This is a genomic window from Yonghaparkia sp. Soil809 (genome assembly GCF_001429705.1).
Taxonomy (GTDB): Bacteria; Actinomycetota; Actinomycetes; order Actinomycetales; family Microbacteriaceae; genus Microcella.
Map to the genome: position 1 here is coordinate 300,057 of NZ_LMSV01000001.1, position 19,506 is coordinate 319,562.

16 protein-coding genes and 1 pseudogene are annotated in these 19,506 nt (G+C 72.4%); 10 read left to right on the plus strand and 7 right to left on the minus strand.

All coding sequences use genetic code 11. The annotated features are described in order from the left end of the window. Window positions 1-10 precede the first annotated feature (10 nt). The gene (locus ASG83_RS01485) at window positions 11-1,531 is read right to left on the minus strand and encodes an APC family permease (RefSeq protein WP_055856280.1); all 1,521 of its coding nucleotides are present in this window, start codon (window positions 1,529-1,531) and stop codon (window positions 11-13) included. A 147-nt stretch (window positions 1,532-1,678) separates the two neighbouring features. Here ASG83_RS01485 and ASG83_RS01490 point away from each other — a divergent pair, with 147 nt between their 5' ends. After that, window positions 1,679-2,491: an acetoacetate decarboxylase family protein gene (locus tag ASG83_RS01490; RefSeq protein ID WP_055856282.1), complete on the plus strand. Its 813-nt coding sequence runs from the start codon at window positions 1,679-1,681 to the stop codon at window positions 2,489-2,491. A 68-nt stretch (window positions 2,492-2,559) separates the two neighbouring features. On the opposite strand, the gene ASG83_RS01495 is transcribed toward ASG83_RS01490, so the two are convergent. Continuing rightward, a complete protein-coding gene (locus tag ASG83_RS01495; protein ID WP_055856284.1) occupies window positions 2,560-3,909 on the minus strand; it encodes a glutamine synthetase family protein in 1,350 nt (449 codons plus the stop codon). A gap of 95 nt (window positions 3,910-4,004) precedes the next feature. Between ASG83_RS01495 and ASG83_RS01500 the strand changes: the two genes are divergently transcribed. After that, window positions 4,005-4,715, plus strand: coding sequence for a type 1 glutamine amidotransferase (locus tag ASG83_RS01500; RefSeq protein ID WP_055856287.1), 711 nt, complete (start codon window positions 4,005-4,007; stop codon window positions 4,713-4,715). A gap of 368 nt (window positions 4,716-5,083) precedes the next feature. Here the strand turns inward: ASG83_RS01500 and ASG83_RS01505 are convergent, their stop codons facing one another. Beyond that, window positions 5,084-6,082, minus strand: coding sequence for a cytochrome P450 (locus tag ASG83_RS01505; RefSeq protein ID WP_369813381.1), 999 nt, complete (start codon window positions 6,080-6,082; stop codon window positions 5,084-5,086). A gap of 342 nt (window positions 6,083-6,424) precedes the next feature. On the opposite strand from ASG83_RS01505, the gene ASG83_RS01510 reads away from it, so the two are divergent. The 6 genes from ASG83_RS01510 (at window position 6,425) to ASG83_RS01535 (ending at window position 11,724) form a co-directional block, all read left to right on the plus strand. Continuing rightward, window positions 6,425-6,922, plus strand: coding sequence for a MarR family winged helix-turn-helix transcriptional regulator (locus ASG83_RS01510; protein WP_055856293.1), 498 nt, complete (start codon window positions 6,425-6,427; stop codon window positions 6,920-6,922). Between the two features lie 83 nt (window positions 6,923-7,005). Continuing rightward, window positions 7,006-8,469 carry an aldehyde dehydrogenase family protein gene (locus tag ASG83_RS01515; protein ID WP_055856296.1) on the plus strand — a complete coding sequence of 488 codons (1,464 nt, stop codon included), beginning with the start codon at window positions 7,006-7,008 and terminating at the stop codon, window positions 8,467-8,469. A gap of 2 nt (window positions 8,470-8,471) precedes the next feature. Continuing rightward, window positions 8,472-9,383, plus strand: coding sequence for a catechol 1,2-dioxygenase (locus tag ASG83_RS01520; RefSeq protein WP_055856299.1), 912 nt, complete (start codon window positions 8,472-8,474; stop codon window positions 9,381-9,383). A 2-nt stretch (window positions 9,384-9,385) separates the two neighbouring features. Beyond that, the gene (locus ASG83_RS01525) at window positions 9,386-10,303 is read left to right on the plus strand and encodes a fumarylacetoacetate hydrolase family protein (RefSeq protein ID WP_055856301.1); all 918 of its coding nucleotides are present in this window, start codon (window positions 9,386-9,388) and stop codon (window positions 10,301-10,303) included. After that, window positions 10,300-10,494 carry a ferredoxin gene (locus ASG83_RS01530; protein ID WP_055856304.1) on the plus strand — a complete coding sequence of 65 codons (195 nt, stop codon included), beginning with the start codon at window positions 10,300-10,302 and terminating at the stop codon, window positions 10,492-10,494. Before ASG83_RS01525 ends, ASG83_RS01530 begins: the two co-directional genes overlap by 4 nt. A gap of 6 nt (window positions 10,495-10,500) precedes the next feature. After that, window positions 10,501-11,724, plus strand: coding sequence for an NAD(P)/FAD-dependent oxidoreductase (locus ASG83_RS01535; protein WP_055856307.1), 1,224 nt, complete (start codon window positions 10,501-10,503; stop codon window positions 11,722-11,724). On the opposite strand, the gene ASG83_RS01540 is transcribed toward ASG83_RS01535, so the two are convergent. The 3 genes and pseudogenes from ASG83_RS01540 to ASG83_RS13375 all read right to left on the minus strand — a co-directional run. After that, the gene (locus ASG83_RS01540) at window positions 11,721-15,014 is read right to left on the minus strand and encodes an ATP-dependent DNA helicase (protein ID WP_055856310.1); all 3,294 of its coding nucleotides are present in this window, start codon (window positions 15,012-15,014) and stop codon (window positions 11,721-11,723) included. The two genes, ASG83_RS01535 and ASG83_RS01540, sit on opposite strands and share 4 nt — an antisense overlap. Continuing rightward, window positions 15,011-15,209: hypothetical protein (locus tag ASG83_RS13370; RefSeq protein WP_369813369.1), on the minus strand; the 199-nt coding region annotated here is incomplete at its 5' end. The genes ASG83_RS01540 and ASG83_RS13370, both read right to left, overlap by 4 nt. A gap of 1 nt (window position 15,210) precedes the next feature. Next, window positions 15,211-18,178: pseudogene (locus ASG83_RS13375) on the minus strand (PD-(D/E)XK nuclease family protein); the annotation flags it as partial. 115 nt (window positions 18,179-18,293) lie between these two features. Here ASG83_RS13375 and ASG83_RS01550 point away from each other — a divergent pair. Further along, entirely contained in the window at window positions 18,294-18,515 is a 222-nt protein-coding gene (locus tag ASG83_RS01550; protein WP_055856316.1) for a DUF3107 domain-containing protein, read from the plus strand. Between the two features lie 2 nt (window positions 18,516-18,517). Then, window positions 18,518-18,838 (plus strand): hypothetical protein, encoded by a 321-nt coding sequence (locus tag ASG83_RS01555; protein WP_055856320.1) that lies wholly within the window; start codon window positions 18,518-18,520, stop codon window positions 18,836-18,838. Between the two features lie 46 nt (window positions 18,839-18,884). Here the strand turns inward: ASG83_RS01555 and ASG83_RS01560 are convergent, their stop codons facing one another. Beyond that, window positions 18,885-19,502: a TetR/AcrR family transcriptional regulator gene (locus tag ASG83_RS01560; protein WP_055856323.1), complete on the minus strand. Its 618-nt coding sequence runs from the start codon at window positions 19,500-19,502 to the stop codon at window positions 18,885-18,887. Window positions 19,503-19,506 lie beyond the last annotated feature (4 nt).

Here is a 19,506-nt window from a genome sequence, read left to right on the forward strand (position 1 = left end):
ATGCTGGCGGCTACGACGCGAAGTCGCGCACCAGCTGCTCGTTCTCCTTCTTGTTCACGACGGCGACGACGTAGCCGATGACTAGCGCGATGAAGGGCAGGAGCACGAGGAACCAGCCGAGCGCGTTGAGCTGGAAGGCGCTCTCCGGCAGCGTCGGGTCGACGCCATCGGGCACGGTGCCGGCGAGCAGGTTGAAGCGCGACATCACCAGGTAGAGGCCGAGCACCAGCAGGACGGCGGAGAGCGCGGGCGCGATCGTGGTCTTCCACATCGAGCCGCCGCCCTCGCGGCGGAAGTAGACGATGATCGCGATCGAGACCAGGATCTCGACGACGATGACCGACATCGCCGTGATCGAGCTCATCCAGAAGAAGAGGTTCGCGACCGGGTCGAGGCCCGCGATCGCGAAGACGATCATCACGAGGAGGGCGAGCGCCGACGTGATGACGACACCGCCGACCGGGGCGCCCGCGCGGTTCGTCGTCGCGGCGCGCTGCGGCAGCACGCCACCGCGCCCGAGGGCGAAGAAGTAGCGCGCCGCGGCGTTCTGGAAGGCCAGGAGGCCGGCGAAGAGGCTCGTGATCACGAGCACGGTCATGATCGTGACGAGCCAGCCCCCGACGTACTGCTCGGTGAGGCTGAACAGCACTCCCGCGGGGTTCACGAGAGGGTTGCCGTCGGCGTCGGCCGAGCGGGTGACGACCTCGTCGATGATGCCGCTCGCTCCCATGCCGGTCACCATGCCGAACGAGACGATGGCGAAGAGGATGCTGATGGTCGAGATCGCGATGTAGGTCGCGAGGGGGACGGTGCGCTTCGGGTCACGCGACTCCTCGCCGTAGATCGCCGTCGCCTCGAAGCCGATGAAGCTCGCGAGGGCGAAGGCGAGGGCGATGCCGGCGCCCCCGGCGAACCCGCCGGCGAAGATGTTCTCGGGGCTGAAGGAGGCCGCGATGTTCCAGCCCTCGGGGCCGCCATCGGCGAGCATGGCGATCGCGGCGACGAGCAGAGACAGGAGCTCGAGGACGAGCAGCACGCCGAGCACCTTCGCGCCGATGTCGACGGTGAGGAGCGACAGGCCGGTGACGAGCACCCAGGCGAGGATCGACCAGAGGTACCAGGGCAGGTCGAGGCCGAGCTCGGCCATCGTGCCGGCGACGAGACCGCCGAAGAAGCCGTAGATGGCGAGCTGGATGGTGACGTAGGTGAGGATCGACACGAACGCCGAGGCGACGCCCGCGTTCACTCCGAGGCCCTTGCCCACGTAGGCGAAGAAGGCGCCGGAGTTCGTCACGCGGTTGCTCATCGCGGCGTAGCCCACGCTGAACAGCAGCAGGGTGAGGCCGACGACGAGGTAGGCGCCCGGGGTGCCCGCGCCGTTGCCGACGAGCATCGCGACGGGGACGGCGCCCGTGATGCCCACGAGGGGGGCGGATGCCGCGACGACGAAGAAGACGACGCCGATGACGCCGAGTCGGCCGGCTCGGAGCGAGGAGCGCTCGGTCGTGGCCGTGGGGGTGGAATGGGTCATGTCCAGAACTCCTCATTGAGCAGGGCTGATCGTTTGGGCCTAAACGACTGATTCACAGAATGGCCCTCGCTCCTCCCTCCGTCAAGCAGCGGCGCTCGGCGATTTTCCCTATCGTTTGTTTGCGAACGAATGGGTACGCTGAAGCGCATGGCAGACCTGAACGGCTTCATGGCCCCGAAGACCCCCTCCGGCGCGAGCGCGATCGTGCCCGACATGCCCTGGTACTACTCGGGCACGCTGCTGACCGCCGAGTACCGCACCGACCCCGAGAGGGTCGCCGCCCTCCTGCCCGAGGGACTCGAGCTCGCCGACGAGGATCCGGGCGCCGTCGCGCTCATCTGGGCCGACTGGCAGTCGTGCTCGGCCTCGGGCGCCGAGCTGCTCGACCCGCAGCGCTCGCAGTACCTCGAGACCTTCGCCGTCGTGCGCGTGAAGCACGAGGGCGTCACGTACACGCGGTGCGTCGCCATATGGGTCACGAAGGACTTCGCGATCGCGCGCGGCTGGTTCCAGGGCTACCCGAAGAAGCTCGGCTCGATGGCCGTCACGCGCGTCATGAACGTCGGCCGTGCCGCGCCCCGCCTCGCGCCCGGCGCGAGGATCGGCGCGTCGCTCGCGGCGTACGACCACCGCCTCGCCTCGCTCGTCGTCACCCTCGAGGCCGAGAGCGAGAGCAACGGCTTCGTGAACGGGCACCCCATGCTGCATTCGCGGTGGATGCCCTCCATCACGCCCGGCGCCGGCAACAGCTTCGACCAGCTCATCACCATGAGCACGACCGACGCCGAGATCGGCGCGACCTGGCGCGGCGACTTCGAGCTCGAGCTGCACGACTCCCCCTGGGACGAGCTCGCGTCGATCCTGCCGATGCGCGAGAAGATCGGCGCATACTACCGCGAGGTCGGCGTGACGTTCAACGGCGGAACGCTCGTGAAGGACTTCTCGAACCCGGCGATCTAGATCAGGGCGAGAAAGGCGAGGGGCCCGGGAGCGTCGCTCCCGGGCCCCTCGCATCTGATTCCCTCGATCTACAGGTCGAGGAAATACTCTTTGACCTCCCACTCGGTGACGTCGCGCGTCCAGGGGTCGTCCACGGCCTCGGTGTAGCGCTCGATCTCGTCGCGCTTCATGACCTCGAAGACGTCGACGAGCGGGCCGCCGAGCAGCTCGATGAGAGCGCTGTCGGCGCGCAGGGCATCCAGCGCATCGCCGAGCGACATGGGCAGGATCTCCTGCGTCTCGTCCTCGTAGGAGTACCCGACGGCCGCGGGCGGCGCGTCGAGCTCGCGGCGGATGCCGTCGAGACCGGCCGCGAGGATCGCCGCGGTCATGAGGTACGGGTTGGCCGCGCCGTCGGCGAGGCGCACCTCCAGGCGCGTGCCCGACCCGCGCTCGGGCGGGATGCGCAGCATCGCGCTGCGGTTGTCGTAGCCCCAGTTCGCGCGGTACGGGGCGAGGGTGTCGGGGCCGAGTCGCTTGAAGGCGTTGATGGTCGGGTTGCAGAGCGCCGTGAGCGCGGGGGCGTGCGCGACGATGCCCGCGATCATGCGCTGGGCGAGCACGCTCAGGTCGTGACCCTCGTGCATGAGGTTCTCGCCCTCGGCGCTCTCGAGCGAGACATGCAGGTGGAAGCCGCTGCCGCCCTCGTCGCTCCAGGGCTTGCCCGAGAACGTCGCCGCCTGGCCGAGGCGCGCGATGAGGTCCTTCACGCCGGCCTTGAGCATGAAGATGCGGTCGCACGCGTCGAGCGCCTCGCCGTGCCAGATGTTGATCTCGTACTGGCTCGGGCTGAACTCGTGGTTGCCCGCGAAGACCCCGATGCGCAGCTGGTCGAGCATGCGCAGCAGGTGCAGGAAGGTGCCCTTGGGGTCGACGGTCGCGCCGCTCGTGTAGACGCGGCCGGGCTGCGTGAGCGCGCGGCGGAACGAGCCGTCCTCGTTGCGGTCGGCGATGTAGAACTCGAGCTCGGGGCCCACGACGGGCGTGAGACCCAGTGCGCGGTACTCGCCGACGATGCGCTCGAGCAGGGTGCGCGGCGCGAACTCGTTCGGCGTCATGTCGGGGTTGTTGGCGCCCGCGACGACGTAGGCGACGCCCGGCTCCCACGGCAGAGCGCGCCAGCTCTCGGGCACGATCTGGGTGACGAAATCCTCGAGCCCGTCGCTCAGCACGTCGCCGCCGTCGAGCACGCCGCCCTGGGTGGTCGTGACCCACACGCCCTGGCAGAAGGTCGGGCCGCCGTGGCTCACCTTGTCGAGCTGGCTGACGAGCAGATCCTTCGAGCGGACCGTGCCGATGATGTCGGCGTAGACGACGCGGAGCACGTCGATGCCCGCCTCCGTGAGCTCGCTCTGCAGGTTGACGAGGCTCCGACTCATGTGCGACTCCCTTGTGGCACTCGTGATCCGACTCTGGATCGTTCGGCTTCAAACGATACAGTAGGCACCCGGCGCCGTCGATGAGGAGGTCCCCGTTGCGAGTCCTGTTCGTGCAGCACGATCACGTGAGCCCCCTCGGCCCCGTCGGCGAGCGATTCGCCCATCACGGCTTCGACGTGGACGCCTTCCTCGTCGTCCCGGAGGAGAGCTTCCACTCCCCCGACATCTCCGTCGACTTCCCCGACCTCGCCGACTACGACGTCGTCGTCCCGCTCGGCGCTCCCTGGGGCGCGTGGGACGACGCGTGCATCGGCACCTGGCTGCGCGCCGAGCTCGACTGGCTCGGCGAGGCGGTGCGGGGCGGGATGCCCGTGCTCGGGATCTGCTTCGGCGGCCAGCTCGTCGCGCGCGCGCTCGGGGGCTCGGTCGCGCCCGCGCCGAAGAGCGAGATCGGGTGGACGGCCATCTGGAGCGACGACCCGTCGCTCGTCGGGCCCGGCCCGTGGTTCCAGTTCCACTTCGACCGCTGGACTCTTCCGCCCGGCGCCGTCGAGATCGCGCGCACCCCCGTCGCCTCGCAGGCGTTCACGATCGAGCGGACCCTCGCGGTGCAGTTCCACCCCGAGCTCGACGCCGCCGGGCTGACGGGCTGGCTCGACTGGGGCGGCGTCCGCGCGGTCGCGGAGGACGGCCAGGACCCGGCGATCATGCTCGCGCAGACGCGCGCCGAGGAGGCCGCCGCGCGCGAGCGCACCTTCGCGCTCGTCGACGCGTTCCTGACGCGCGTCGCGCTGCTCGTCCCCTGAGACGGGAGGCCGATCGGGCGCGCTCACGAGCGCGCGTGCATCCCGCGGACCCGGTGCACCGCACCCCGGGCGCGCCGACTCCCCCGCACTGCGCCCTCACTGCGCAACTCAGGAACTCCGGCAGCGACCGCCGCGCTTTACCGCGGAAACGTGCGGGACATCGGCGCGCCCTGCCGGATCCGTCCTGAGTTCCGCATGTTCGGCGCGCGCAGGGGCGCTCGCAGGCGGGCGCACGCAGGCGCGCGCGCGCAGGGGCGCTCGCAGGCGGGCGCGCGCAGGCGGGCGCGCGCAGGCGCGCACCCGCGACCTGACGCACGCCGCGGGGCCGACCGGTGCGACCCGCCGACGCCCTGCGCGGAGCGCCGGGGTCAGACGACGCGGACGGGCATCCGCTTGATGCCGTGCACGAAGTTGCTGCGCAGGTAGTCGATGTCGCCCGTGCGCTCGAGGACGACGTCGCGCGTGAGGAGGTCCTCGAACATGATGCGCAGCTCGATGCGCGCGAGCGCGTTGCCGAGGCACATGTGCGGGCCGCCGCGGCCGAACGACATGTGCTCGTTGGGGTTCCTCGTCACGTCGAAGCGGTACGGGTCCTCGAAGATCGCGTCGTCGCGGTTGCCGGAGGCGAACCACGTGACGACCTTCTCGCCCTCCGTGATCTCGGTCCCCGCGAACTCGACGTCCTTCGTCGCCGTGCGCCGGAAGTGGTAGACGGGCGAGGCGAAGCGCAGGAACTCCTCGATCGCCCACGGGATGAGCGAGGGGTCGTTCTTGAGCAGCGCGAGCTGGTCGGGGTTGTTCAGCAGGTTGCTCATCGAGTGCGTGATCGTGTGGCGCGTCGTCTCGTTGCCGGCCACGACGAGCAGCAGGAAGTTGGTGTTGAAGTCGCGCTCGCTGAGCGGCACGCCGTCGCTCGGGACGCCGTTGGCGAGCAGCGACACGAGGTCGGTGCCGCCCTTCCCGAGACGCTCGGCCTTGAGGTGCTTGCCGTACTCGTAGACCTCGATCGCCGCGGGCGAGCGGAAGGGCACGTGCCGGTACGCCTCGCTGTCGGCCGAGCCGATGAGCACGTCGGCGTGCTCGGGGTCGGTGTTGCCGACCATCCGGTTGCCCCACTCGATGAGCTTGCCGGTGTCGCTGTCCGGTACGTCGAGGATGCGCGCGAGGACCCGGATCGGGAAGTCGGCGCTGACCTCCTCGACGAAGTCGAACTCGCCCTTGGCGAGCGCGGCGTCGAGCGTCTTCGCGGTGATGCCGCGAAGGAAGGTCTCGTACTTCGCGACCGCCTGCGGCGTGAACTCGCCCTGGAGCATCCGTCGCACGGCGCGGTGCCGGAGGCCGTCGGTCTCGAGCAGGGAGCGCCGCATCTCCTCCTGCTCGGCGTCGACCTCCTCGAGGTTCGTGAAGTGCGTGGAGGTGAAGGTCTCGGTGTCGCGCAGCACGCGCACGATGTCGTGGTATCGGGTGACCGACCAGAAGCCGCTGTTGGGGGCCTCCTCGGTCGAGAAGTGGAGGCCCGGAGTGCGCCGGAGCCCCTCGAAGACCTCCCACGGCGCCCCGTGGGCGAACAGGTCGAGGTCGGCGAGGGNCAATCTTTGGCACCCCGCGTCGAGTGCCGATTCCCCCGGCGCGCCATCGCGACGCGGGCGCGGTCTCTCAGCACGTTTCGCGTCCGAATGAGGTTGGATGCTCGTGGAGAGGATCCATCGATGCCCAGCCCCCACACGCTCGCCGAGACGGAGCAGCAGGTCGCGCAGAAGCTCGGCGGCCTGCCCATCGACTTCGAGGCCATGGCCGTCGTGTCGAACCTCTTCCGCGCGGCCAACGCGACGCGCAACTACCTCGAGCGCACCGTGCTCGCCCCGCACGGCCTGTCGTGGACGGCCTTCGTCGTGCTCTGGGTGACCTGGATCTGGGAGCCGATCGAGACCCGCCAGATCGCCGAGGAGGGCGGCTTCTCGAAGGCAACCCTCACGGGCGTGCTCACGACCCTCGAGGCCAAGGGCCTCCTCGCCCGCGAGCGCAGTGCGACGGACGGCCGCCTCGTGGTCGTGTCGATGACCGAGGCGGGCCGCGCGCTCATGCTGACGCTCTTCCCCGAGTTCAACGAGCACGAGCGGACCATCGCGGGGGCGGCCGGCGACCGGCGCGTCGAGCTCGCCGAGCTGCTGCGCGCGGTGACGCTCGTCGTCGAGAAGGAGCGCTGAGCCTGTCGCGCGGAGGGCGATTCCGTTAGTATCGTCGCAGTCATTCGCATCCGAATGAATCGCCACTGCAAGGGAGCAGCCACGTGCACCAGGTGCAACTCGCGGGCCTGACGGTCGACACCCGACACGCGATCGGCGGCGAGCGCCTCGCATCGGCCGAGACCTTCGACAGCATCTCGCCCATCGACGGCTCGATCCTCGCGCACGTCTCCCGCGGCGGTGCCGCTGAGGTGGATGCGGCGGTCCAGGCCGCTCGCGCGGCCTTCCCCGCCTGGCGCGACCTCGGGCCCGAGGGCCGTGGCGAGCTGCTGCACCGCCTCGCCGACCTCGTGGAGGCGAACCTCGAGCAGCTCGCGAACCTCGAGACCCTCGACAACGGCTCGCTCCTGCGCAGCCACCGCCGCGGCGTCATGCCGCGCGTGGCCATGAACATCCGCTTCTTCGCCGACTGGGCGATCAACAGACTGCACCACGAGGTGTGGCAGACGCGAGGCCACGACAACAACGTCTCGTGGGATCCCTCCGGCGTCGCCGCGCTCATCACGCCGTGGAACGCGCCGCTCATGCTCGCGACCTGGAAGATCGGCCCCGCGCTCGCCGCCGGCGACACCGTCGTGCTCAAGCCCGCCGAGTGGACGCCGCTCAGTGCGAGCGTGTTCGCCGACCTCGCGAACGAGGCGGGCATCCCGCCGGGGGTGTTCAACGTCGTGCAGGGCTTCGGCGCAGAGGCGGGGGCCGCGCTCGTCGCCCACCCCGGCATCGCGCGCATCTCGTTCACCGGCTCGGTGCCGACGGCGAAGGCGATCGCGCGCGCGGCGGCCGACAACCTCACGCCCGTGAGCTTCGAGCTCGGCGGCAAGAGCCCGCTCATCGTCGCCGACGACGCCGACCTCGACCTCGCCGTCGACCTCGCCGTCGAGCAGTACGACAACGCCGGCCAGGTGTGCCTCTCGGGCACTCGCCTGCTCGTGCACGAGGCCGTCGCCGAGCGCTTCGCCGAGGCCTTCGCCGCGCGCGCCGCCGCCCTGCGCCAGGGCGACCCGCGCGAGGAGGAGACCCAGATCGGGCCGCAGATCCACCGCGTGCACCTCGACCGCGTCGACGGCTTCGTGCAGCGCGCTCGCGAGAGCGGCGCCCGCATCGCGTTCGGCGGCGGGCCGAACGAGGAGCTCGGCGGGCTCTACTACCGCCCCACGCTCGTCGTCGACGCCGCGCCCGACAGCGAGATCCTCACCGCCGAGGTCTTCGGGCCCGTGCTCGCGATGCAGACCTTCTCGACCGACGAGGAGGCCGTCGAGCTCGCCAACGGCACCGAGTTCGGCCTCGCCGCTGTCGTCGTCTGCGGCGACCGCGCGCGCGCCGAGCGCCTCACCAAGAACCTCGTCGCCGGCACGATCTGGGTCAACTGCTTCTTCGTGCGCGACCTCGCCGCGCCCTTCGGCGGGTCCAAGAAGTCGGGCATCGGCCGCGAGGGGGGCACGTGGTCCTTCGACTTCTACGCCGACGTCAAGAACACCGTCTACGCACCGACCGGTTGGAAGGAATAGTCATGGGAAGAGTCGTCGGAGCCGCCATCCTGGCTCACGTGCCCACCATCATGCTCCCGCAGGATGTCCGGTACGACCTCAACGAGGGGAAGGAGATCTCGCTCGTTCCCGGCCTCAAGCGGCTGCGCGAGGAGGTCATGGAGACCCTCGACTACGACACGGTCGTCGTGCTCGACTCGCACTGGGCGACGACCGTCGAGTTCGTCATCACCGCCCAGGCCGAGCGCAGCGGGCTCTTCACGAGCGAGGAGCTGCCGCGCGGCATGTCGCAGATCCCCTACGCGTTCAAGGGCGACCCCGAGCTCGCTAACCTCACCGCCGAGTACGACGAGAAGAACGGCACCTGGATCACGCCCATCAGCGACCCGCACCTGCCGATCTTCTACGCGACCGTCAACCTCTGGCACTACCTCGGCCGCGGGCTCGACAAGCGCTGGGTCAGCATGTCGGTCTGCCAGACGGCGGAGACGGAGGACTTCCTCCGCGCCGGCCGCGCCCTCGGCGAGGCCATCCGCGACAGCGACCGCAAGGTGCTGCTGCTCGCCTCCGGGGCGCTCTCGCACACCTTCTACAAGCTGCGCGACCTGCGGGCGCACGAGTCGAGCGACCCCTCGCACATCTACAGCCCGGAGGCCCGCGAGGCCGACCTCGAGCGCATCGAGTGGATGAAGGCCGGCGACCACGCGCGCATCCTCGACACGATGGACGAGTTCAAGAGGTACAAGCCGGAGGCCAACTTCAGCCACTGGCTGACGATGGCCGGCGCGACCGGCGAGGGCGCCAACACCGCGCCGGGCGTCCTGTACTCGGAGTACGAGAACTCGATCGGCACGGGCCAGGTGCACGTGTACTTCCCCGAGCCCGAGGGAGGGTTCCCGCAGCCGCGCGACCTCGTCCTCTCGCGGGAGCGCTGAACGTGGGCGACGCGACGACGACCGACCCGACCGGCACGACCGAGTACCGCCGCATCCTGCTCGGCGGGGCGCCCGTGCGGGTGCGCCGCGACGGCGAGGAGCTCATCGCCCCCGACGGGCGCCGGGTCGCGATCGCGGAGGCCGTGCACCTCGCGCCGAGCATCCCCACCAAGATCCTCGCGGTCCATCTCAACTACGCAAGCCGCACCGAGGAGTTCATGACGAGGCTCCCGGCCGCGCCGACGTACTTCCACAAGCCGATCACGGCCCTCAACAGCCACGACGGCGACATCGTGCGCCCGATCGGCTGCAAGTGGCTCAACTACGAGGGCGAGATCGTCATCATCATCGGGCGCTCGTGCCGCAACGTGTCGCCGGCCGAGGCGGGCGACTACATCGCCGGGTACAGCGTCGGCAACGACTACGGGCTGCACGACTTCCGCGACACCGACGCGGGCTCGATGCTGCGCGTGAAGGGCTCCGACACGCTCGGGCCCGTCGGCCCCGGGCTCGTCGAGGGCTGGGACTTCCGCGGCAAGATGATCCGCACCTACGTGAACGGCGAACTCAAGCAGGAGGACTCGACCGACAACATGGAGTGGGACATGCACTACCTCGTCGCCGACCTCGCGCGAACGATCACCCTCGAGCCCGGTGACATGATCTTCACCGGAACGCCCGCGAACTCGCGCCCGGTCGTCCCCGGCGACGTCGTCGAGGTCGAGGTCGAAGGCCTCGGCCGACTGCGCAACCGCATCGTCGAGGGCCCCACGCCGATCCGCACCGACGTCGGCGCGCAGCCGACCGAGAGCGAGGAGGTCGTCTCGACCGCGCTCGGCGGCGACTGGGAGTTCCGCGGCATCCGCACCCCCTCGAAAGACCTCTACCCGTCCACCGTCCAGGAGGAAGAAGACGCATGATCAAGATCGATGTCGACATGAACAAGTGCCAGCACTACGGCCAGTGCGTGTTCGAGGCGCCCGAGGTGTTCCAGCTGAACGCCGACGACAAGCTCGAGTACAAGGCCGAGGCGCCGGACGAGATGCTCGCCGACCTCGAGGCCGCCGCCGACGTGTGCCCGATGCAGGCGATCACGATCACGCGGGCCTGATTCCTGATGACGGATGCCCCGCTCCTCATCGTCGGAGCCGCGATGGCGGGCCTCCGCACGGCGGAGAGCGCCCGGCGCGCGGGCTACGCGGGCCCCATCGAGTTCCTCGGGGCCGAGGCGCACGCGCCGTACAACCGGCCGCCGCTGTCGAAGGAGCTCCTGCAGACCGAGGGGCACGGGCACGACGAGGTGGCCTTCCCGATCCGCTCGGCGCTCGAGCAGGACGTCACGTGGACGCTCGGTCGAGCGGCCGCATCGCTCGACGCCGAGCGGCGCGTGGTGACCGACGAGGCTGGGGACGAGCATCCGTACCGCGCGCTCGTGATCGCGACCGGGCTGCGCCCCAAGCCGCTGCCCATCCCTGATCACGGGCTCACGGGCATCCACGTTCTGCGGACCCTCGACGACGCCGTCGGCCTGCGGTCGGCGCTGCGGTCGGGGGCGAACGTCGTGATCCTCGGCTCGGGGTTTGTCGGCTGCGAGATCGCGGCGACGGCGGCCAAGAACGGATGCGCGGTGTCGGTCGTCACGCAGAGCGCGGTGCCGCTCGAGCGGGCGCTCGGCCCCGAGCTCGGGGGCGAGGTGCGACGACGGCACGAGGCGCACGGCGTGCGGTTCTTCACCCGTGACGGGCTGTTCGGGCTCGTCGGCGATCCGGGCGTCGAGCGCGTGATCCTCACGAGCGGGGTCATGCTCGAGTGCGACGTGCTCGTCGTCGCGGTCGGCAGCGACCCGAACACCGAGTGGCTCGACGGCTCGGGGCTCGACGTGAGCGACGGCGTTCTCGTCGACGGGGGCCTGCGGGCCGTCGGCGACGACGGCGTCGTGCGCTCGGACGTCTTCGCGGTGGGCGATGTGGCCCGCTACCCGAACCCGCTCTTCGACGACGTCGCGAGGCGCGTCGAGCACTGGAACCTGCCGACCGAGACGGGCAAGCGCGCGGGGCAGCTCATCGCCGCGCACCTCGCCGGCGCGGACTGCGAGCCGCTCGCCGCCGCGGGCTTCGCGCCGCTCCCGTCGTTCTGGAGCGACCAGTACGACATGCACCTGCTCGCCTTCGGCATGACGTACCTCGCCGACCGGCGCGAGCTCGTCGCCGGCTCGCTCGACGACGAGTGCGTGGTCGAGTACCACCGCGGCGACGCGCTCGTGGGCGTGTGCGGCATCGGGATGCGCTCGCTCGTGCAGAGCTACCGCTCGCGCTTCACGGTGCCGACCGCCGCGGTCTAGCCCGCCTCCGCGTCGATCGCCGCGCGCCAGAGCGCGCGCAGCTCGGCCTCGTCGGGCAGCCGCTCCGGCCGGACCACCTTGTCGTCGGCGACGAAGTAGAAGGCCGCATCGACGCTCGCCAGCGGCAGTCCGCGCCAGCGCGCGTAGGCGAGCCGGTAGACGGCGAGCTGGAGCTCCTTCGCCGCGCGGTCGTCGGCATCCCGCGGGGCGCGGCCGGTCTTCCAGTCGACGACCTCCACCCGCTCCTCGCCGTCGGGGCCGGGCGGGAGCGCGTAGACGGCGTCGATCTTGCAGACGAGGATGCGCCCCTCGAGCGGCACGTGCAGCTCGCGCTCGACATCGAGAGGTCGGCGAGTCGCCCACGACGATCGAGCGAAGGTCGCCTGGAGCTCGGCGAGCCGCTCGCGCTCGACCTCCTCGCCTCCGAGCTCGTCGACGGCGTCGGGGTCGAGCACGATCCCGTCGACGGCGTCCTCCATCGTCGCGAGGCCGTAGCGCTGCTCGACCCAGCGGTGGAAGACGGTGCCGAGTCGCGTCGCGCGGTACGGGCGCTGCGGCATCGGGCGCCGCAGACGCTCGGCGATGCCCTCGGGGTCGGTGACGAAGTCCTTCAGGGTGGAGGCGGCCACGCGGAGGGGAACGGGCGCGCGGCGGGCGCCGGCGAGCCGCTCGGCCCGCTCGGCGAGGAGCAGCTCGACGTCGTCGTGCCAGGCGCTCGCGGCGTCGGGGCTCGCCGCCCGCACGCGCGCAGCGGCGCGCTCGAGCACGGGGCGGCGGGCGCCGAGCGGATCGCCGGGCCACCAGGGCGCGTCATCGTCGTCGAGCACGAGCGGGTTCTCCTGGTGGGCGCTCGCCTCCGGCACCCCGGGCAGGATGCCCCGCTCGACGAGCGGCACGAGGAAGGGGCTCACCGGCCGCGGATTCGACTGCCCCGCCCAGAACGATCCCGTCAGCAGGAGCCGGTGGCGGGCTCGCGTGACGGCGACGTAGGCGAGCCGGCGCTCCTCGCGCTCGAGGTGCGCGCCGACCTCGACGGAGTAGGCGTCGCGGCGCTCGAGCAGCTCCTTCCGCGTCTCCGCCCCGCGCCAGGCGAAGACGGGCAGCTCCGCGGCGTCGCCGCGCAGCTCGTAGGGGAGGACGCCGAGGCTGAGCCAGCCGGTGGTGCCGTCGCGCGGCTTGGACGGCAGCTCGTCGGCGACGAATCGGGGGACGACCACGTGGTCCCACTCGAGTCCTTTGGCGCCGTGGATGGTGAGCACCTGCACCGTGCCGGGCTCCGGGTCCTCGCTGCGCGGCGAGAGGTTGTCGCGCCACTCCGCCTCGCGCAGCCAGGAGAGGAACCCGCCGAGCGTCGCGTGGTCGGCGAGCGCGAGATACCCGTCGAGGGCGTCGAGGAACGCGTCGCGCGGCGCGTCGCGGAGCACCCGCGCTGGGTTGGCGATGACCTCGATGTCGAGCTGCAGCTCGTGCTCGACGGCCGCGACGAGGTCGGGGAGGTCGAGGGCCGTCCGCGCGCGCAGGCGGGCGAAGAGCCGGCCCGCCTCGCGCAGTCGCTCCCGTCCTGTCTCGCTCAGGCGGGCGAGCTGTCCGTGGCCGTCGGGGGCCGTGGCGACGAAGTCGAGGGCGTCGACGAGCGAGACGCCGTCGGTGGCGGCGACCGAGGCGCGCATCCGCTCGATGACCTCGGGCGGGAAGGCGCGCTGGGCGAGGTCGCGCTCGCGCAGCCAGGAGGCGATGCCGCGCAGCGCCTCGAGGTCGGCGAGTCCGATCCGCCAGCGCGGCCCGGCGAGCAGGCGCACGAGCTCGGTTCCCGCGGCGGGGTCGTCGACGACCGCGAGCGCGCTCACGAGGTCGGCGATCTCGGGCTCGGCGAGGAGCCCGCCGATGCCGAGCACGTGGAAGGGGACCCCGTGCTCGCGCAGCGCGGCGAGGAAGATCGGCTGCAGCGTGCGATTGCGCATGAGCAGCGCGGCGCTCGGCCGCAGCGGGCGCCCGGCGTCGTCGACCGCGCCGGGGTCGAGCCCGTGCGGCGGTTCGGCGAGCCGCGCGGCGAGCCAGCGCGCGACTGCGTCGGCCTCCTCCGTCACCGTCTCCCGCTGCGCGAGCTCGACGGGCTCGGCGCTCGCGGAGGGGCCGGGGTGGAGGCGCTCCACCGGCACTCCCCCGCGCGCGGTGAGCGGTTCGACGAGGGCGTTGGCGACGTCGAGGATGCGGTGGCCGTTCCGCCAGGACGTGCTGAGGGAGTAACGGGCGACGCTCGCCTCCTCGCCGCGCGTGAAGCGCCGGGCGAAGTCGTCGAGGTTCGACGCGCTCGCGCCGCGCCAGCCGTAGATCGACTGGTGCGGGTCGCCGACGGCCATGACGGGGAGTCCGGCGAAGAGGGAGGCCAGCAGGCGCGACTGGGCGACGTTGGTGTCCTGGTACTCGTCGAGCAGCACGACGCGGTACCGGTCGCGCACCCCCGCGGCGACCTCGCCGTGGCGGGCGACGATGCGCAGAGCGAGGCTCACCTGGTCGCTGAACTCGACGAGCCCCTCCCGAGCCTTGAGCGACTGGAACCGTTCGACGAGGTCGACGATCGGCAGCGTCGCGCCGAGCCGCAGCAGCGATTCGATTCCCTGCCTGCGCTCGTGGCGATCGCCGAGGGGCAGGTCGGCGACGCCGAGGAAGTCGGTGATGAGCGCGCGCACGTCGGCGATGTCGGCGTCGTGCTCGGCGACCGCGTGGGCGAGCTGCAGCACGGCGGCCGAGATGCGGTCGACGGGCCGGTCGAGCTCGGCGAGCCGGGCGTCGTCGGAGCCCGTCACGAGCTGGCGCGCGAGCTGCCAGGCGCTCGCCTCGCCGAGCACGGCCCCCTCGGGGTCGCGGCCGATGAGCACGGCGTGGTCGCGGTAGAGCGTGGAGGCGAAGGCGTTGTAGGTCGAGACGGTCGGCTGGGTGAACGCATCGACGAGCGGGGGCGCGTCGGCGCCCCGGCTCATGAGCGGTGTGCTCCCGAGCGCGGTCAGCCGCTCGCGGATCCGGTGCGAGAGCTCGCCGGCCGCCTTGCGGGTGAAGGTGAGCCCGAGCACCTGCTCGGGCGCGACGAAGCCGTTGGCGACGAGCCAGAGCACGCGCGCCGACATGGTCTCGGTCTTGCCCGACCCGGCGCCGGCGACGACGAGCGCGGGGCCGAGCGGCGACTCGATGACGGCGCGCTGCTCGGGAGTGGGTCGGTGCTGGCCGATGGCGTCGGCGATCTCATCGGCGCTCACGCGGGCGCCGGGCACGGAGGCGATCCAGCTCGTCATGACTCTCCCGTCACGGGCGGCACGCGGTGGATGCGGTGGCGCAGTGCCCCGTAGTCGTAGCGGCCGACGGTACGGGCTCCGGTGAGCTCGGCGACGGCGATCGCGGAGACCGCCTGGCGCAGCCGCTCTCGGAACGTCTCGAGCCCGGCCTCATCGAGCACCGGCTGGCTCGCCTCCCGGTAGGGCTTTCCCCGCNGCTCGTCGAAGGCGCCGTCGGCGTAGGCCAGCTGGTACGCGCCGAGCTGCGCGTTCTCGGCGGCGCCGGCGTCGGTCACGGGTCGCCCGGTCTTCAGGTCGATGATCCGCACGGCGCCGTCGGCACCCCGCTCGATGCGGTCGACCGTGCCGCGCAGGCGCGCGCGGTCGACCTCGACCTCGAAGCGGCTCTCAGCCGCGACGAGCGCGCGGCCGGCGCGCGCGGCGTCCTGGAGGTAGGCCGAGACGCCCTCGGCGTAGCGGCGCGCGAGGCGCCGCTGCTGATCGGCGAGCCAGGGCGACTCGAAGACGAGCTCGCTCCAGCGCGCCTCGATCGCGGCCCACACGGCATCGACGCTCGGGTCGGCGGCGGTCTCCATCGCGCCGTGCACGATCGTGCCGATGCCCATCGCGGGGCTCGACTCCTCCGGGGCGATCCGGTCCAGGAACCAGTCGAGCGGCGACGACTCGATGGATTCGAGCTTCGAGGGCGAGAGGGCGACGTGCTCCGTCTCGGAGAAGAGCGGCTCGGTCGTCGAGGGGTCGATGAGGCCCCACCACTCGGCGGGGTCCGCGCCGGCGACCTCGGCCTCGGCGAGCCGTCGCAGTGCGACGGCGGCGTCGGCGCGCGCGGTCTCCCCCGAGCCCGGGTCGGTCAGGATGCGTCGCAGGTGCCCGACGAGCCGGCGCAGCGACCGCGGTCGGCCGCGCCGACGCTCGGCCGCCGCTCTCGCTGCGCCCGAGCCCGCAGCGCCTCCGGCTCCGTCGCCGTCCTCGCGGCTCTCGAGCGCGGAGGCCGCGTCGGCGACGACCTGCCAGAGGGCGCTGGGCTGCTCGTCGTCGCCCGCGGTCGCCGTCGCGATGAGCTGGAACCGGGCGCGCGAGAAGGCGAGCACGGCCATCCGGAGCTCGTCGTCGAGCACGAGGCGGCGCTCGTCGATGTCATCGACGGGCAGCCCGCTCGCGAGTCGGCTGATCTGCGGCGCGTGCAGCAGCGTGCCGCGGATGCGCAGGTTCGGCCACACCCCCTCCGTCAGGCCGACGACGATGACGACGTCGACCTCGAGGCCGGTCGCGGAGGCGGGGGTCGTGACGAGCACCGACTCCGCGACGCGCACGGGGGCGAGCAGGTCGTCGGCGACGTCGCTGTCGAGCACGCGTGCGAGGAAGGCTTCGACGGTCGCCTCCGGCACAGTGTCGACGATCGTCGTCGCCGCCGTGAACACCGCGACGACCGCATCCAGCGCGCGATCGGCCTCGACGGCGGCGATGCCGGAGCCGGCCGACTGGCGCGCCCACTCGTCGGCGACACGCGCATCGCTCCACGCCGCCCACAGCAGCTCGTCCACGGTCGCCCCGGCCTCGTGCCGGGCGCGGATGCCCGCGAGGGTCCGCGCGACGCGCGCGGCGCGACGGGCCACGCGATGGTCGATCGTCTCGAGCCGGTCGGGGGCGGCGAGCGCCTCGACCAGCAGCTCGTCCGCCGGTCGGTCGCCCTCGCCCGCGAGCTCCTCGGCCCGCAGCGCGCGACGGAGCCGTCGCAGGCCGATGCGGTCGAGACCGCCGAGCGGGCCGAGGAGCAGCTCGGTGGCGGAGTCGGCATCGAGCGCGCTGCGCCCGACCCCGACGTCGACGAAGCGGATGAGCGCGCGCGCCGCGGGGTGCTCCCGCAGCGGTCGGCCCGCCGCCGTCGTGCGCACCGGCACATCGGCGACCGCGAGCGCGCGCGCGATGAGCGGCACCTGGGCGCCGCTGCGCACGACGACCGCCATGCGCGACCACGGCACCCGATCGAGCACGTGCCTCTCGCGGAGCAGGTCGGCGACGAGGGTGCGCTCCCGCGCACCGCTCGGCGCGGTGAGCGCGATCAGGGGCGGGTCGAGCGGGAGCACGAGCGGGTCGAGGCCAGCCGCGCCCGGGCCCTCCGCAGCCACCCCCTCCGCAGCACCGGCATCCCGCTCGCGTCCGGCGACCGCGCGCCGCTGCATTCCGGCCGCGGCCGTACCCACCCGGCCGGCGAGGGAAGCGGTGAGCGCGCGCAGGGCGGGCCCGTGCCGATGCGCGACGCCGAGCACGAGCGTCGGCAGCGCCGCACCCTCGACGAGGGCCGCGAAGCGAGCGACCGCATCCGGCTCGGCGCCGCGGAAGGTGTTCGTCGCGACGTCGGGATCGCCGATCACCACGACGGTCGACCCGCGCGCGGCGAGAGCGGCGAGCAGGTCGAAGCCGCTCGGCGTCGCGTCGTGAGCATCGTCCAGGACGACGAGGCGCGGCACCGGAGGCGCGCTCGGGAGCGGGTCGCGGACGAGGCCGATCGCCGCGCGCACGAGCTCCGCGGGGTCGACCTGGTCGGCCCGCGCGCCGCCGAGGACGGCGCGGTACTCGTCGACGAAGTCGGCGATCGCCGCCCACTCGGGCCGCGACCGCCGGGCGGCCGCCGCCCGCAGGTCGTCGGAGGACCAGTCGTGCTCCGACAGCCGCGCGACGACGTCCCGCAGCTCCGTTCGGAACGCGCCGAGCGCGCGCACGTCCGGCCCGAGGTGCGCGGGCCAGACCGGGCCGGCCCCGTCGGCGAGGTGGCCGTCCAGCAGCTCGGCGATGTCAGCATCCTGATCGGCCCCCGACAGCAGGCGCGGATCGGCGTCCCCGGCGAGACGCGCCTCCGCGGTCACCACGGAGTGCGCGAAGGAGGCGATCGAGCGCGCGAGCGGACCGGGCAGGACAGGGGCGCGGGTCTCGTCCGGCTCGGCGAGCCGGAGGGCGATCCGATCGCGCAGGGCGGTCGCCGACCGCCGCGACGGCGTGAGGACGAGCACTTCGTCGGGGGCGAGCCCGTCCTCGAGCACCGCGAGCGCGAGGAGCTCGATCGCGACGGTCGTCTTCCCCGTTCCTGGCGCGCCGAGCACGACGGCCCCGCGGCCGCGCCGGGCCTCGACGGCGGCGAGCTGCGAGGGGTCGAGCGGGGGCATGCCCACACGCTAGCGCCGCCCTCCGACACCGCCTCGCCGCCGCCGCGCGGCCCGCGCGCTCCGCTCTCGGTGAACGCCGCGGGACCGCCCCGCGCGCCGGGGTACAGTGACGTTCGTGGACATTCGCATCGGCATCCTCAACAGCCCCCGTGAGCTCGCCTTCGAGACCTCGCAGACCGCCGCAGACATCGAGAAGGCCGTGACCGAGGCTCTCGCCGCCGGCACCGTGCTCTCCCTCGCCGACGACAAGGGCAAGCAGTACGTCGTGCCGGCCGCGGCGATCGGCTACGTCGAGATCGGCTCCGAGTCGACCCGCCGCATCGGCTTCGTCGGCTGACGATGGAGCTCCTGTTCGTCACGGTCATCGGCGCCGCCCTCGGCCTCGGAGTCCGCTACGGCGCGCCGGGCCGCGACACTCACGGCCTGCTGCTGATCCCCGCGATCGCCGCCGCCGCGACCGCGGCGACCTGGGTGCTCCTGCTGTGGCTCGGCTTCACCTTCGACGGCGGGTGGATCTGGGTGTTCAGCCTCGTGATCGGCCCCGGCGTCGCGCTCGCCTTCGCGCTCCTGCTGCCTCCCCGCCGGCGCGCCGCCGACGACGCGCTCCTGGCGCGCCTCATGGCCCCGGGCGGGATGCCCGCTCCGGCCCGCTCCGCCTGACGCGCTCGGCGCTCGACTCGCCCCTCGCCCGAGGCCTGCTGCCGCGTCAGCCGGGTCGAGACATCGACGCCACGGCGACGACGACCGCGTCCACGGCGAGCTCGAATCCCGACTCGTTGCGGCGCTCGTCGTCATCGGTCGCGGCGACGTCGCGGAGCTCCGGGAGGTCCTCTGCGCCGATCCGCCACAGCGGCACGGGCGATCCGGCGTCGACGGCCGAGCCCAGCACGACGGCGTCGATCATCGCGGAGGCCGCCACCCGCTGCTCGCGCGGCACGCCCGCGTCGCGGAGGATGACGAAGAGCGCCTCGTAGATCTCCAGGGTCGGGCGGTCCTCGACCTGCGCCCCGACGAGGACGGTGACCGCCTCGGGGACCTGGGCGGTGGCCGATCGGTAGGCGCGCATCCACTGCCGGAGCCGATCGAGAGCCGGCCTCGATGAGTCCATCGAGGAGCCGAGGTCGAGGGCGGAGTAGAGCCTCTGCCGCATCTGGTGGACGATCGCGAGCCTGCCGCCGGGGAGGTGGTGGTACAGCGACGACGGGTGCACCCCGAGCGCGGCGGCGACGCCGGGGATCGTGAAGTCGCCGTTCTTCGCGACGAGCCGCATGGCGGCATCGGCGATGATCTCCGGCGAGAGGAGCTGCTGCCTGGGTCGTGCCACCGTG

What these genes read in the sequence shown, in the direction of transcription:
- ASG83_RS01485 (WP_055856280.1), bottom strand. Translation starts at nt 1,531, where the DNA reads ATGACCCATTCCACCCCCACGGCCACGACCGAGCGCTCCTCGCTCCGA.
- ASG83_RS01490 (WP_055856282.1), top strand. Translation starts at nt 1,679, where the DNA reads ATGGCAGACCTGAACGGCTTCATGGCCCCGAAGACCCCCTCCGGCGCG.
- ASG83_RS01495 (WP_055856284.1), bottom strand. Translation starts at nt 3,909, where the DNA reads ATGAGTCGGAGCCTCGTCAACCTGCAGAGCGAGCTCACGGAGGCGGGC.
- ASG83_RS01505 (WP_369813381.1), bottom strand. Translation starts at nt 6,082, where the DNA reads ATGCGGCGCTCCCTGCTCGAGACCGACGGCCTCCGGCACCGCGCCGTG.
- ASG83_RS01510 (WP_055856293.1), top strand. Translation starts at nt 6,425, where the DNA reads ATGCCCAGCCCCCACACGCTCGCCGAGACGGAGCAGCAGGTCGCGCAG.
- ASG83_RS01520 (WP_055856299.1), top strand. Translation starts at nt 8,472, where the DNA reads ATGGGAAGAGTCGTCGGAGCCGCCATCCTGGCTCACGTGCCCACCATC.
- ASG83_RS01530 (WP_055856304.1), top strand. Translation starts at nt 10,300, where the DNA reads ATGATCAAGATCGATGTCGACATGAACAAGTGCCAGCACTACGGCCAG.
- ASG83_RS01535 (WP_055856307.1), top strand. Translation starts at nt 10,501, where the DNA reads ATGACGGATGCCCCGCTCCTCATCGTCGGAGCCGCGATGGCGGGCCTC.
- ASG83_RS01540 (WP_055856310.1), bottom strand. Translation starts at nt 15,014, where the DNA reads ATGACGAGCTGGATCGCCTCCGTGCCCGGCGCCCGCGTGAGCGCCGAT.
- ASG83_RS01555 (WP_055856320.1), top strand. Translation starts at nt 18,518, where the DNA reads ATGGAGCTCCTGTTCGTCACGGTCATCGGCGCCGCCCTCGGCCTCGGA.